This is a genomic window from Imbroritus primus (genome assembly GCF_964332355.1).
In the GTDB taxonomy this organism is placed as follows: domain Bacteria; phylum Pseudomonadota; class Gammaproteobacteria; order Burkholderiales; family Burkholderiaceae; genus Imbroritus; species Imbroritus primus.
On the sequence record NZ_OZ201293.1, the window covers coordinates 2,978,311 to 2,992,136 of the forward strand.

At 61.5% G+C, this 13,826-nt stretch carries 9 protein-coding genes and 1 tRNA gene; all 10 read right to left on the minus strand.

The features are described 5' to 3' along the window. Positions 1-37 precede the first annotated feature (37 nt). The 10 genes from rpoC to tuf all read right to left on the minus strand — a co-directional run bounded on the left by rpoC (position 38) and on the right by tuf (position 13,822). Positions 38-4,270, minus strand: a complete 4,233-nt coding sequence (gene rpoC / locus ACQ3C8_RS13765; RefSeq protein WP_009521469.1) for a DNA-directed RNA polymerase subunit beta' — start codon at positions 4,268-4,270, stop codon at positions 38-40. Between the two features lie 107 nt (positions 4,271-4,377). Beyond that, on the minus strand, positions 4,378-8,478 hold the full coding sequence (rpoB, locus tag ACQ3C8_RS13770) for a DNA-directed RNA polymerase subunit beta (RefSeq protein ID WP_009521470.1): 4,101 nt from the start codon (positions 8,476-8,478) through the stop codon (positions 4,378-4,380). 375 nt (positions 8,479-8,853) lie between these two features. Beyond that, positions 8,854-9,228 (minus strand): 50S ribosomal protein L7/L12, encoded by a 375-nt coding sequence (gene rplL, locus ACQ3C8_RS13775; protein WP_009521471.1) that lies wholly within the window; start codon positions 9,226-9,228, stop codon positions 8,854-8,856. Positions 9,229-9,295: 67 nt separating this feature from the next. Beyond that, positions 9,296-9,802: a 50S ribosomal protein L10 gene (rplJ, locus tag ACQ3C8_RS13780; RefSeq protein WP_009521472.1), complete on the minus strand. Its 507-nt coding sequence runs from the start codon at positions 9,800-9,802 to the stop codon at positions 9,296-9,298. A gap of 362 nt (positions 9,803-10,164) precedes the next feature. After that, positions 10,165-10,860: a 50S ribosomal protein L1 gene (gene rplA / locus ACQ3C8_RS13785; protein WP_009521473.1), complete on the minus strand. Its 696-nt coding sequence runs from the start codon at positions 10,858-10,860 to the stop codon at positions 10,165-10,167. After that, positions 10,861-11,292 (minus strand): 50S ribosomal protein L11, encoded by a 432-nt coding sequence (rplK, locus tag ACQ3C8_RS13790; RefSeq protein WP_009521474.1) that lies wholly within the window; start codon positions 11,290-11,292, stop codon positions 10,861-10,863. Positions 11,293-11,434: 142 nt separating this feature from the next. Next, a complete protein-coding gene (nusG, locus tag ACQ3C8_RS13795) occupies positions 11,435-12,016 on the minus strand; it encodes a transcription termination/antitermination protein NusG (RefSeq protein ID WP_009521475.1) in 582 nt (193 codons plus the stop codon). 11 nt (positions 12,017-12,027) lie between these two features. Next, positions 12,028-12,408 (minus strand): preprotein translocase subunit SecE, encoded by a 381-nt coding sequence (secE, locus tag ACQ3C8_RS13800; protein ID WP_009521476.1) that lies wholly within the window; start codon positions 12,406-12,408, stop codon positions 12,028-12,030. 57 nt (positions 12,409-12,465) lie between these two features. After that, positions 12,466-12,541 (minus strand) — tRNA-Trp (locus tag ACQ3C8_RS13805). Between the two features lie 90 nt (positions 12,542-12,631). Next, complete coding sequence (gene tuf / locus ACQ3C8_RS13810) at positions 12,632-13,822, minus strand: elongation factor Tu (RefSeq protein WP_009523912.1); 1,191 nt, start codon at positions 13,820-13,822, stop codon at positions 12,632-12,634. Positions 13,823-13,826: the final 4 nt, after the last annotated feature.

A 13,826-nucleotide genomic window follows, 5' to 3' on the forward strand; every position in this document is an offset into this window, starting at 1 on the left:
CTTGAAACCGGGCCGTGAATCGCACAGCAGGCGGTGCTCAGGCATCGTCCTGCGGCTGGGTCTCGGCAGGTGCCTCGAAAATGAGGTGCTGCTCTTCGTCGGCAATCGCCTGGGCGCGTTCGCGCTCCGCCGCTTCGCGCGTCTTGCGCGCACGGTGGTAGGCCAGACCGGTACCGGCTGGGATGAGACGACCCACGATGACGTTTTCCTTGAGACCGCGCAGATCGTCGACCTTGCCCATGATGGCGGCTTCGGTCAGGACGCGCGTGGTTTCCTGGAACGATGCCGCCGAGATGAAGCTGTCGGTCGACAGCGACGCCTTGGTAATACCGAGCAGCATATTCTCGTAGGTCGCCGGACGCTTGCCTTCGGCGATCACGCGATCGTTTTCGTCGAGGAGCTCGGAGCGTTCCACCTGCTCACCCGGGATGAACTTGGTATCGCCCACGTCGGCCACCTGCACGCGGCGCAGCATCTGACGCACGATCACTTCGATGTGCTTGTCGTTGATCTTCACGCCCTGCAGACGGTACACGTCCTGCACTTCGTCGACGATGTAGGTCGCCAGTTCTTCCACGCCCTTCAGGCGCAGGATGTCGTGCGGATCGGCCGGGCCTTCCACGATCATCTCGCCCTTGTTGACGACCTGGCCATCGTGCACCAGCACCTGCTTTTCCTTGGCGATCAGGAACTCGTGGGCATTGCCGTCGAGATCCGTGATGACCAGGCGTTGCTTGCCCTTGGTGTCCTTGCCGAACGATACGGTACCAGTGACTTCCGCCAGCACCGCAGCGTCCTTCGGCGAACGTGCTTCGAACAGCTCGGCCACACGCGGCAGACCGCCGGTAATGTCGCGGGTCTTCTGCGATTCGGTCGGGATACGTGCCAGCACTTCACCGACGTGCACCTGCTGACCATCTTTTACGGTAATCAGCGCACCGACCTGGAAGCCGATGGTCACGGAGTGGTCCGTACCCGGGATCTTCACTTCGGCGCCGTTGGCGTCGAGCAGCTTGACTTGCGGACGCAGGCCCTTGGTCGCAGCGGTGCGGCGCTTGGCGTCGATCACCACCAGCGTCGACAGGCCCGTCACCTCGTCCATCTGCTTGGCAACGGTCACGCCTTCCTCGACGTTCTCGAACTTGACGGTACCGGTGTACTCCGACACGATCGGACGCGTCAGCGCATCCCACGTCGCCAGCTGGATACCAGCCTTGATGACCTGGCCATCCTGCACCAGCAGCGTTGCACCGTACGGGATTTTGTGACGTTCGCGCTCGCGACCGTGGTCGTCGGTGATCAGCGCTTCGCCCGAACGCGAGATGACGACCTGCTCGCCCTTCGTGTTGGTCACGTAGCGCATCGTCGCCGTGAAGCGGATGGTACCGTTCGACTTGGCTTCGACGCTCGAGGCCACGGCGGAACGCGAGGCTGCGCCACCGATGTGGAAGGTCCGCATGGTCAGCTGCGTGCCCGGCTCACCGATCGACTGCGCCGCGATCACGCCCACGGCTTCACCCGAGTTGACACGCGAACCGCGGCCCAGGTCGCGGCCGTAGCACTGCGCGCACAGACCGTAGCGCGTGTCGCAGGTCAGCGGTGTGCGGACCTTGACCTCGTCCACGCCCAGCGAATCGATCTGGTCGACCAGATCTTCGTCGAGCAGGGTGCCGGCTTCGATCACGGTTTCCTGGGTTTCCGGATTGACCACGTCGTTTGCCGTCACACGGCCGAGAATCCGGTCGCGCAGGGCTTCGATGACTTCACCGCCTTCGACCAACGCCTTCATGGCCACGCCATTGGCAGTGCCGCAATCGTCTTCGACCACCACCAGATCCTGCGTCACATCGACCAGACGACGCGTCAGGTAACCGGAGTTGGCGGTCTTCAGTGCCGTATCGGCCAGACCCTTACGTGCGCCGTGCGTCGAGATGAAGTACTGCAGTACGTTCAGACCTTCGCGGAAGTTCGCGGTAATCGGCGTCTCGATAATCGAGCCATCCGGTTTGGCCATCAGGCCACGCATACCGGCGAGCTGGCGGATCTGTGCCGCCGAACCGCGCGCACCGGAGTCAGCCATCATGTAGATGGCATTGAACGACTCCTGCTTCACGGTCTTGCCTTCGCGGTCCACCACATCTTCGTGCTGGAGCTGCTCCATCATCGCCTTGCCAACCTGGTCGCCGGCGGCGCCCCAAATGTCCACGACGTTGTTGTAGCGCTCCTGGTTGGTCACCAGACCCGACATGTACTGCTTGTCGTATTCCTTCACCTTGGCAGCTGCTTCGGAAATGATCTTTTCCTTCTGCGGCGGGATCAGCATATCGTCGATGGCGATCGAGATACCGGCGCGCGTTGCCAAGCGGAAACCGGACTGCAACAGCTTGTCGGCGAAGATCACGGTCTCGCGCAGGCCGCACTTGCGGAACGAGGTGTTGATCAGGCGCGAGATTTCCTTCTTCTTCAGCGGCTTGTTCAGCACCGAGAACGGCAAGCCCTTCGGCAGGATTTCCGAGAGGATGGCGCGGCCGACGGTGGTCGCCTGCAGGGACGTCTTGGCACGGAAGCGCGCGTCGCCTTCGGCATCCTTGTCGACCAGCTCGTACTCGGTGATACGCACGTTGACGCGCGTCGCCAGTTCGACTTCCTTGTTCTCGTAGGCGCGGATCGCTTCACCGACATCAGCGAAAGTCAGGCCCTCGCCCTTGCCGTTGATCTTGTCGCGGGTCGTGTAGTACAGGCCCAGCACCACGTCCTGCGACGGCACGATCGAGGGATCGCCGTTGGCCGGGAACAGGATGTTGTTCGAGGCCAGCATCAGGGTACGGGCTTCGATCTGGGCTTCGAGCGACAGCGGCACGTGCACGGCCATCTGGTCACCGTCGAAGTCGGCGTTGAACGCCGCGCAGACGAGCGGGTGCAGCTGGATAGCCTTGCCTTCGATCAGTACCGGCTCGAACGCCTGGATACCGAGGCGGTGCAGCGTCGGCGCACGGTTCAGCATGACCGGATGCTCGCGGATCACTTCCTCGAGAATGTCCCACACCACCGGCGTCTGGCTTTCCACTTCCTTCTTCGCCGCCTTGATGGTGGTGGCGATGCCCATGGTTTCGAGCTTGTGGAAGATGAACGGCTTGAACAGCTCGAGCGCCATCAGCTTAGGCAGGCCGCACTGGTGCAGCTTGAGGGTCGGGCCCACCACGATAACCGAACGACCCGAGTAGTCGACACGCTTGCCCAGCAAGTTCTGACGGAAACGACCGCCCTTGCCCTTGATCATCTCGGCCAGCGACTTGAGCGGGCGCTTGTTGGCGCCAGTCATGGCCTTGCCGCGGCGGCCGTTGTCGAGCAGCGAGTCGACGGCTTCCTGCAGCATGCGCTTTTCGTTGCGCACGATGATTTCCGGCGCCTTCAGTTCGAGCAGGCGCTTCAGGCGGTTGTTACGATTGATGACGCGGCGATACAGGTCGTTCAGGTCCGAGGTGGCGAAACGGCCGCCATCCAGCGGCACCAGCGGACGCAGCTCGGGCGGCAGCACCGGCAGCACTTCGAGGATCATCCAGTCCGGCTTGATGCCGGAGCGCTGGAATGCCTCGAGCACCTTCAGGCGCTTGGCGAACTTCTTGATCTTGGCTTCGGAGCCGGTCGCCTGCAGTTCGGCGCGGATCTGTTCGATCTGCTTCTCGATGTCGATGCCGCGCAGCAGTTCACGAATGCCCTCGGCGCCCATCATGGCGACGAACTCGCCCTCGCCATACTCGTCGCACTTCGCGAGGTAGTCGTCCTCGGTCATGATCTGGCTCTTCTTGAGCGGGGTCATGCCGGGCTCGATCACCACGAATGCTTCGAAGTACAGCACGCGCTCGATGTCGCGCAGCGTCATATCGAGCACCATGCCCAGACGCGACGGCAGCGACTTCAGGAACCAGATATGCGCGGTCGGCGCGGCCAGTTCGATATGGCCCATGCGCTCGCGACGCACCTTGGCGAGCGTCACTTCGACGCCGCACTTTTCGCAGATCACGCCACGGTGCTTGAGGCGCTTGTACTTGCCGCACAGGCACTCGTAGTCCTTGATCGGACCAAAGATCTTGGCACAGAACAGGCCATCCCGTTCCGGCTTGAAGGTACGGTAGTTGATGGTTTCCGGCTTCTTCACTTCGCCGTACGACCACGAACGGATTTTTTCAGGCGACGCGAGGCCGATCTTGATCGCGTCGAACTGCTCTTCCTGCTGTACCTGCTTAAAGAGATCGAGCAATGCTTTCATTGCAACTCCTTGTGTGGCTGCCGCGCATCGGGCGCGTCAGCCGTGAACCATTGGCAAAAACCTCAATCGGCCCGGCCAACCTTTCCGGCCGACCGGGCTTGGCGCAATCAGTTGCGCTCCAGATCGATATCGATGCCCAGAGAACGGATTTCCTTGACCAGGACGTTGAACGATTCCGGCATGCCGGCATCGATCGAATGCTCGCCCTTGACGATGTTCTCGTACACCTTGGTCCGGCCATTCACGTCGTCCGACTTCACGGTCAGCATTTCCTGCAGGACGTAGGAGGCGCCGTATGCTTCCAGCGCCCACACTTCCATCTCACCGAAACGCTGGCCGCCGAACTGCGCCTTGCCGCCCAGCGGCTGCTGGGTCACGAGCGAGTACGGACCGGTCGAACGAGCGTGCATCTTGTCGTCGACGAGGTGGTGCAGCTTCAGCATGTGCATCACGCCAAGCGTGACCGGACGCTCGAAAGCTTCGCCAGTGCGGCCATCGTACAGCGTGACCTGCTGGCGCGACGCGGTGAGGCCCATCTCGCGCGCAGTCTCGTCCGGGTAGGCCAGTTCAAGCATGCGGGCGATTTCTTCCTCGTGCGCACCATCGAACACCGGCGTGGCGAACGGCACACCCTTCTTGAGGTTGCCGGCCAGCTCGAGCACTTCGGCGTCCGATAGGCTGGCGATTTCTTCCTGCTTGCCACTCTCGTTGTAGATCTGGCTCAGGAAACCACGCAGTTCGGTCGCCTTGGTCTGCGCCTTGAGCATCGCGCCAATGCGATGGCCGAGGCCCAGCGATGCCCAGCCGAGGTGGGTTTCGAGAATCTGGCCCACGTTCATCCGCGACGGCACGCCCAGCGGGTTGAGCACCACGTCGGCCGGCGTACCGTCGGCCATGTACGGCATGTCTTCGATCGGCACGATCTTCGACACCACACCCTTGTTACCGTGACGGCCGGCCATCTTGTCGCCTGGCTGCAGGCGGCGCTTGACGGCCAGGTAGACCTTGACCATCTTGATCACGCCCGGCGGCAGTTCATCGCCTTGCGTGAGCTTCTTGCGCTTTTCTTCAAAAGCCAGGTCGAACTCGTGGCGCTTCTGCTCGATGGCTTCCTTGACGGCCTCCACCTGTGCGGCGACATCTTCGTCGGCCGGACGGATGTCGAACCAGTGATACTTGTCCAGATCGGCCAGGTATTCCTTGGTCAGCTTGGCACCCTTGGCCAGCTTGCGCGGGCCGCCGTTGACTGTCTTGCCGATCAGCAGCTTCTCGAGACGCATGAAGGCATCGCCCTCGACGATACGCAGCTGGTCATTCAGGTCGAGACGGTAACGCTTCAGTTCCTCGTCGATGATCGACTGGGCGCGCTTGTCGCGCGTCACGCCTTCACGCGTGAAGACCTGCACGTCGATCACCGTACCGTTCATCCCCGAAGGAACGCGCAGCGAGGTGTCCTTCACGTCCGATGCCTTCTCGCCGAAGATGGCGCGCAGCAGCTTCTCTTCCGGCGTCAGCTGGGTTTCGCCCTTCGGCGTGACCTTGCCGACCAGCACGTCGCCAGCCTCGACTTCGGCGCCGATGTAGGTGATGCCCGACTCGTCAAGACGGCTCAGCTGCGACTCTGCGAGGTTTGAGATATCGCGCGTGATTTCTTCCGGCCCGAGCTTGGTATCGCGCGCGACCACGCTCAACTCCTCGATGTGGATCGAGGTGTAGCGGTCTTCTGCGACGACACGTTCGGAGATCAGGATCGAGTCTTCGAAGTTGTAGCCGTTCCACGGCATGAACGCCACCAGCATGTTCTGGCCCAGTGCCAGTTCGCCCAGGTCGGTCGAGGCGCCGTCGGCGATGACGTCGCCACGGGCCACGTTGTCGCCCATGCGCACCATCGGACGCTGGTTGATGTTGGTGTTCTGGTTGGAACGCGTGTACTTGATCAGATTGTAGATATCGACGCCGACTTCACCGGCCACCGCCTCGTCATCGTTCACGCGGATCACGATACGGTTGGCATCGACGTAGTCCACGACGCCACCACGCATGGCCTGCACCGCGGTACCCGAGTCGACGGCCACCGTACGCTCGATGCCGGTACCGACGAGCGGCTTGTCCGGACGCAGGCACGGCACGGCCTGACGCTGCATGTTGGCGCCCATCAGTGCGCGGTTTGCATCGTCGTGCTCGAGGAACGGCACCAGCGAGGCTGCGGCCGAGACGATCTGCGACGGTGCCACGTCGATGTACTGCACGCGGTCCGGCGTGACCATCAGCGTTTCACCGGCTTCGCGCGCCGACACCAGTTCGTCGACCAGACGGTTGTTTTCGTCCACCGTGGCGTTGGCCTGGGCGATCACGTACTTGCCTTCCTCGATGGCGGACAGGTAGTCGATCTGGTCGGTCAGCTTGCCGTCCTCGATCTTGCGATACGGGGTTTCGAGGAAGCCAAACTCGTTCAGGCGAGCATACAGTGCCAGCGAGTTGATCAGACCGATGTTCGGACCTTCTGGCGTTTCGATCGGGCACACACGACCATAGTGCGTCGGGTGCACGTCGCGCACCTCGAAGCCAGCGCGTTCACGCGTCAGGCCGCCCGGGCCGAGTGCGGAAACGCGGCGCTTGTGGGTGATTTCCGACAGCGGGTTGGTCTGGTCCATGAACTGCGACAGCTGCGACGAACCGAAGAATTCGCGGATGGCGGACGAGATCGGCTTGCTGTTGATCAGGTCGTGCGGCATCAGGTTTTCGGTTTCGGCCTGGCCGAGGCGTTCCTTGACGGCGCGCTCGACACGCGACAGGCCGGCACGGAACTGGTTTTCCGCCAGTTCGCCGACGCAACGCACGCGACGATTGCCGAGGTGGTCGATGTCGTCGACCTCGCCCTTGCCGTTGCGCAGGTTCACAAGGATCTTGATGGTATCGAGGATGTCTTCATCCTCCAGCACCATCTTGCCTTCGCCAGTCGGGCGGCCGAGGCGGCTGTTAACCTTCATGCGGCCCACACGCGACAGGTCGTACGCGTCTTCGCTGTAGAACAGGCGCTGGAACAGCGCTTCGACCGCATCTTCGGTCGGCGGCTCGCCCGGGCGCATCATGCGGTAAATGGCGATCCGCGCAGCCGTCTGGTCGGCGGTCTCGTCGGTACGCAGGGTCTGCGAGATGTACGGACCTTGATCCAGATCGTTGGTGTACAGCGTCTGGATGGACGTGACGCCCGCTTCGCGCAGCTGCGCCAGCAGGGTTTCCGTCAGCTCGTCGTTGGCGTTGGCGATCACTTCGCCGGTGTCGCCGTCGATGATGTTCTTGGCCAGCACACGGCCCAGCAGATAGTCTTCCGGCACGCTGATCAGCTTGGTACCGGCGCTGTCGAGATCGCGGATGTGCTTGGCATTGATCCGCTTGTCCTTCTCGACCACGACCTTGCCGTTCTTGTCGGCGATGTCGAAGCGCGCCACTTCGCCGCGAAGGCGTTCGGGCACGAACTCCATCTGCGCGCCTTCAGCTTGCAGGGTGAAGTTGTCGAACACGAAGAAGTGGGCCAGGATCTGTTCCGGCGTGAGGCCGATCGATTTCAGCAGAATCGTGACCGGCATCTTACGGCGGCGGTCGACGCGGAAGTACAGGACGTCCTTCGGATCGAACTCGAAGTCGAGCCACGAGCCGCGGTAAGGAATGATACGGGCCGAGAACAGCAGCTTGCCCGAGCTGTGGGTCTTACCCTTGTCGTGCTCGAAGAACACGCCCGGCGAGCGGTGCAGCTGCGAGACGATGACACGCTCGGTGCCGTTGATGACGAACGAGCCGGTGGAGGTCATGAGCGGAATCTCGCCCATGTAGACCTCCTGCTCCTTGATTTCCTTGACCTTGGTCGGATTCTCGCGGTCGTTGATAACCAGGCGCACCTTGGCACGCAGGGCCGAATGGAACGTCAGGCCGCGCTGCTGACACTCCTTGACGTCAAACGGCGGGTTGGACAGGTGGAAGGAGACGAACTCCATGCGCGCCAGTCCGTTGTGGGAAACAATCGGAAAAATGGCATTGAACGCTGCCTGCAGCCCTTCGCTCTTGCGCTTGGTCGGCGGCGTGTCAGCCTGCAGAAACTGCGCATAGGATTCGATCTGGGTGGCAAGCAGGAAAGGAACCTGGTGGACGGTCGCGCGTTTCGCAAAGCTCTTGCGAATACGCTTCTTTTCGGTGAAGCTGTACGCCATGGGATCTCCGAATCATCGCAAGCCCGAACCACTCCGTGGAGCCCGTGCGTGCTTGAGGTGTTCAGCGACTGGTGACGGGGATTTGGCGGTTGGCCGCTACCAACCTCTGGCTGACGGTGCCGCGCGCAGCGATGCCTGGCAGACACCGCCGGGAACACCCGACCAAACTTGTCTTCTGCAGTCGGTTCAGAAGACAAATATCAGCGGCCTCAGGAGCGGCTGGTATTTGGCCTCTGTCATGCACCCAGACCCTTTACTTTAGGGCAGGTTTGACATCACATCCGTAAAACAGGTCCCGCAAAGCGCAAAAAGCTGGCACGGGAATCCCCGTTGCCAGCCTCATGCGCGCGATGCGTAAGCATCGCGCGAAGCACCTTACTTGATTTCAACCTTGGCGCCAGCTTCTTCAAGCTTCTTCTTGGCTTCTTCGGCGGCGACCTTGGGCACGGCTTCCTTGATGGTCTTCGGAGCGCCGTCGACCAGGTCCTTGGCTTCCTTCAGACCCAGGCCCGTCAGTTCGCGCACGGCCTTGATGGTGCTGACCTTGTTCGCGCCGGCGTCAACCAGGATCACGTTGAACTCGGTCTGCTCTTCAGCGGCGGCGGCAGCGCCGCCAGCAGCCGGGCCAGCCACTGCCAGGGCGGCAGCCGACACGCCAAACTTCTCTTCGAACGCCTTGACGAGGTCGTTCAGTTCCATGACGGACATCGAGGCAACGTGCTCGAGGATGTCTTCTTTCGTAATAGCCATTTGGAATAACTCCTAGATGTGATTCGGTATCGTAGTGCGATCTTGCGTCGAGAAGATGCCGCGGCCCTTAGGCTGCCGCGCCCTCTTCGCTTTGCTTCTTGGCAGCCAGCGCGGCCAGGCCACGGGCAAAGCCCGAAACCGGTGCCTGCATGACGCCCAGCAGCTTGGCCAGCAGCTCTTCGCGGCTCGGGATCGACGCCAGCGCCTTCACGGCGTTGCTGTCGAGCACCTGGCCGTCATACGAACCTGCGCGAATGACCAGCTTGTCGTTGGTCTTCGCGAAGTCGTTGAGCACCTTGGCCGAGGCCACTGCATCTGCGGAAAAACCGTAGATCAGCGGACCGGTCATGTGCTGCGACAGCTCTGCGAACGGCGTACCTTCGACGGCACGACGGGCCAGCGTGTTCTTGAGAACACGCAGATAGACGCCCTGCTCACGCGCTTTCACGCGCAGCTGGGTCAGATCGCCAACCGTGATACCGCGATATTCAGCAACGACGATGGTCTGGGCATTGGCGACCTGCGCCGATACCTCAGCAACGACGGCCTTCTTATCTTCAATATTGAGTGGCACGGTTTTGCTCCAAATTGACAGCTTTCCACAGGGGACAGACTGTCAGTCCAAAAGAACGGCGTCCGACTGGCACACATCACTCTGGAATTCCAAAGTCACTGCATCCCTTCGGGGTCGCCATCTGCGTTGGCCGCCACGGTATCGCTACCCCAGCAATTAAGGCGTGATGTTCGAGGCACGGGACCTCCTGCATCGACACCGCCAACGGTCTTTGATAACCAGCCGCTCCGGCGCTGTTGCTGCCAGGGCGACTGCCCAAAGTCCTGTCGAACTGCCCGGAGGCACTCCGACGTATTCTGTTGCCACTGTGCAGTGTTATCAGGACCGCACAGCCGCGGGCGCCAGGCGCCCGCGGTTCAATCTCAAGCAGCCAGCGAGGCCTGGTCGATCCGCACGCCCACGCCCATGGTGGACGAGACAGCGATCTTGCGCAGGTACACCCCCTTGCTGGTGGCCGGCTTGGCCTTGTTCAGCGCCTCGAGCAGTGCGGCGAGGTTGCGCTTGAGCGCTGCGTCCTCGAACGAACGGCGGCCGATGGTGGCGTGGATGATACCGGCCTTGTCGACACGGAACTGCACCTGACCGGCCTTGGCGTTCTTCACGGCCGTGGCCACGTCCGGCGTCACGGTGCCGACCTTCGGGTTCGGCATCAAGCCACGCGGACCGAGGATCTGGCCCAGCGTACCGACGATACGCATCGTGTCCGGCGAAGCGATCACGATGTCAAAGTCCATCTGGCCAGCCTTGATCTGTTCTGCCAGATCTTCCATGCCAACGATTTCGGCGCCAGCGGCCTTGGCTTGCTCGGCCTTGTCACCCTGGGCGAACACGGCGACGCGCACCGACTTGCCGGTACCGGCAGGCAGCACGACGGAACCACGGACAACCTGGTCCGACTTCTTGGCATCGATGCCGAGCTGCACGGCCACGTCGATCGACTCGTCGAACTTGGCGCGGGCGCATTCCTTGACGAGCGACAGGGCTTCGTCAACCGGATAGAACTTGGTGCGCTCGACCTTGGCCTTGTTGGCCGCAACGCGCTTGGAAAGCTTAGCCATTTACAGACCCTCCACCGTGATACCCATCGAGCGGGCGCTGCCAGCGATCGTGCGAACTGCTGCATCCATGTCGGCTGCGGTCAGATCGGCGTTCTTCGTCTTGGCGATTTCTTCAGCTTGCGCGCGCGTGATCGAACCGACCTTGTCGGTATGCGGCTTGGACGAGCCCTTCGTCACGTTGGCTGCCTTCTTGATCAGCACCGTTGCGGGCGGTGACTTCATCACGAAGGTGAAGCTCTTGTCCGCGAAGGCGGTAATCACCACCGGAATCGGCAGACCCGGTTCCATGGCCTGCGTGGAGGCATTGAATGCCTTGCAGAATTCCATGATGTTCAGACCGCGCTGACCCAGTGCGGGGCCGACGGGCGGCGACGGATTTGCTTTACCAGCCGGAATTTGCAGCTTGATAAAGCCAACGATTTTCTTGGCCATTTAAAACTCCAATCAGAACCCACCGAAGCGGATCCGTTGAGTGATAGCGCATGGCACGGATACATCCGGCACATGCTCCTCTTTGTCTTCCCAAACCGCGGAAGATGCTGACGCCCCGGCATATCGCCAGGGTGTCAAATTCCTAAACCTTCTCGACCTGGCCGAACTCCAGTTCGACCGGAGTGGCGCGGCCAAAAATCGTGACCGAGACGCGCAGGCGCGACTTCTCGTAATTCACTTCCTCGACGTTGCCATTGAAGTCGGTAAACGGACCTTCCTTGACGCGGACCATCTCGCCCACTTCGAACAGGGTCTTCGGCCGTGGCTTCTCGACGCCTTCCTGCATCTGGGTCATGATCTTGTCGACTTCCTTCTGGGAAATCGGCGTCGGACGGTTACGCGCGCCGCCCACGAAACCAGTCACCTTGCTGGTGTTCTTCACCAGGTGCCAGGTCTCATCGGTCATTTCCATCTCGACCAGCACGTAGCCCGGGAAGAAGCGACGCTCGGTCACTGACTTCTGGCCACCTTTCATTTCCACGACTTCTTCCGACGGCACCAGGATGCGGCCGAACTTGGTCTGCATGCCCTCGCGCTCGATGCGCTCCTGCAGGGCACGCTGCACGCTCTTCTCCATGCCGGAATAGGCATGCACCACATACCAACGCTTGTTGGAGGGCGCCTCAGGAGTCTGCGGCGTATCGTTCGTGACGTTATCGGTCATAGGCCCACCTTTTATTTCCAGCCCAGAATGAGCGAAAACACCACCCATTCGATCAGCTTGTCGGCACCCCACAGGAACAGCGACATGACCAGGACGAAGGCAAACACAATGCCGGTCATCTGCAAGCTTTCCTTGCGCGTCGGCCAGACAACCTTGCGGACTTCCCGATACGATTCGCGTGCGAAACCGATGAATTCCTTGCCGGGCGTCGAAACAAACACGACGACCAGGCCCAGCACGATCCCGCCGATCAGCGCGCCGGCGCGGACATAGGCAGGTTGCTGCGCGAGGACATAGAAGCCCACGATACCTGCCAGCACCAGCAGGAATGCGAGAAACAGCATCCACTTGCCGCTCGAGGCATTGACTGTTTCGACGTTCGGATTGGCCATGTTTCGCAAACGAGACTAAGCCGCGTCACGCTACACTGCGCAACGCGGCTGATTGAATGGCAGGGGCAGAGGGAATCGAACCCCCAACCTTCGGTTTTGGAGACCGACGCTCTGCCAATTGAGCTATGCCCCTAAAACAGCTTTGGGGTTAGCCGATTTCGACCAACCCCAATGTTTCCGAGCACGGCAGGTTGAGGGCCGCACCCGGAATGTTACTTCATGATCAGGCGATGATCTTGGCGACGACGCCGGCGCCGACGGTACGGCCGCCTTCGCGGATGGCGAAGCGCAGGCCTTCTTCCATGGCGATCGGAGCGATCAGCTTGACGGTGATCGTCACGTTGTCACCCGGCATCACCATTTCCTTGTCGGCCGGCAGTTCGATCGAGCCGGTCACGTCCGTCGTACGGAAGTAGAACTGCGGGCGATAGTTGTTGAAGAACGGCGTGTGACGGCCACCTTCGTCCTTGCCCAGAATGTACACCTCGGCCGTGAAGTGCGTATGCGGCTTGATCGAGCCCGGCTTGCACAGCACTTGACCACGCTCCACTTCTTCACGCTTCGTGCCGCGCAGCAGGATACCGACGTTGTCGCCTGCCTGACCCTGGTCCAGCAGCTTGCGGAACATTTCCACGCCGGTGCAGGTCGTCTTGACGGTGTCGCGGATACCCACGATTTCGATTTCTTCGCCGACCTTGATGATGCCGCGCTCGACACGGCCGGTCACCACGGTGCCGCGACCCGAGATCGAGAACACGTCTTCCACCGGCATCAGGAAGGTACCGTCGATGGCACGTTCCGGCGTCGGGATGTACGTGTCCAGCGCTTCGGCCAGCGCCAGGATGGCCTGTTCGCCCAGTTCGCCCTTGTCGCCTTCCAGCGCCAGCTTGGCCGAACCCTTGATGATCGGGGTGTCGTCACCCGGGAAGTCGTACTTCGAGAGCAGTTCGCGCACTTCCATTTCGACCAGCTCGAGCAGCTCGGCGTCGTCGACCATGTCGCACTTGTTCAGGAACACGATGATGTACGGCACGCCAACCTGACGGGCCAGCAGGATGTGCTCACGCGTTTGCGGCATCGGGCCGTCAGCGGCCGAGCACACCAGGATCGCGCCGTCCATCTGGGCGGCACCGGTAATCATGTTCTTCACGTAGTCAGCGTGGCCCGGGCAGTCAACGTGGGCGTAGTGACGGTTCTGCGTTTCGTATTCGACGTGTGCAGTGTTGATGGTAATACCGCGGGCCTTTTCTTCCGGCGCTGCGTCGATTTCGTCGTACTTCTTGGCTTCGCCGCCAAATTTCGCCGACAGCACCGTCGCGATCGCTGCCGTCAGCGTCGTCTTGCCATGGTCAACGTGACCAATCGTGCCTACGTTCACGTGCGGCTTTGTCCGCTCAAACTTTTCCTTTGCCATCTCG

What these genes read in the sequence shown, in the direction of transcription:
- rpoC (WP_009521469.1), bottom strand. Translation starts at nt 4,270, where the DNA reads ATGAAAGCATTGCTCGATCTCTTTAAGCAGGTACAGCAGGAAGAGCAG.
- rpoB (WP_009521470.1), bottom strand. Translation starts at nt 8,478, where the DNA reads ATGGCGTACAGCTTCACCGAAAAGAAGCGTATTCGCAAGAGCTTTGCG.
- rplL (WP_009521471.1), bottom strand. Translation starts at nt 9,228, where the DNA reads ATGGCTATTACGAAAGAAGACATCCTCGAGCACGTTGCCTCGATGTCC.
- rplA (WP_009521473.1), bottom strand. Translation starts at nt 10,860, where the DNA reads ATGGCTAAGCTTTCCAAGCGCGTTGCGGCCAACAAGGCCAAGGTCGAG.
- rplK (WP_009521474.1), bottom strand. Translation starts at nt 11,292, where the DNA reads ATGGCCAAGAAAATCGTTGGCTTTATCAAGCTGCAAATTCCGGCTGGT.
- nusG (WP_009521475.1), bottom strand. Translation starts at nt 12,016, where the DNA reads ATGACCGATAACGTCACGAACGATACGCCGCAGACTCCTGAGGCGCCC.
- secE (WP_009521476.1), bottom strand. Translation starts at nt 12,408, where the DNA reads ATGGCCAATCCGAACGTCGAAACAGTCAATGCCTCGAGCGGCAAGTGG.
- tuf (WP_009523912.1), bottom strand. Translation starts at nt 13,822, where the DNA reads ATGGCAAAGGAAAAGTTTGAGCGGACAAAGCCGCACGTGAACGTAGGC.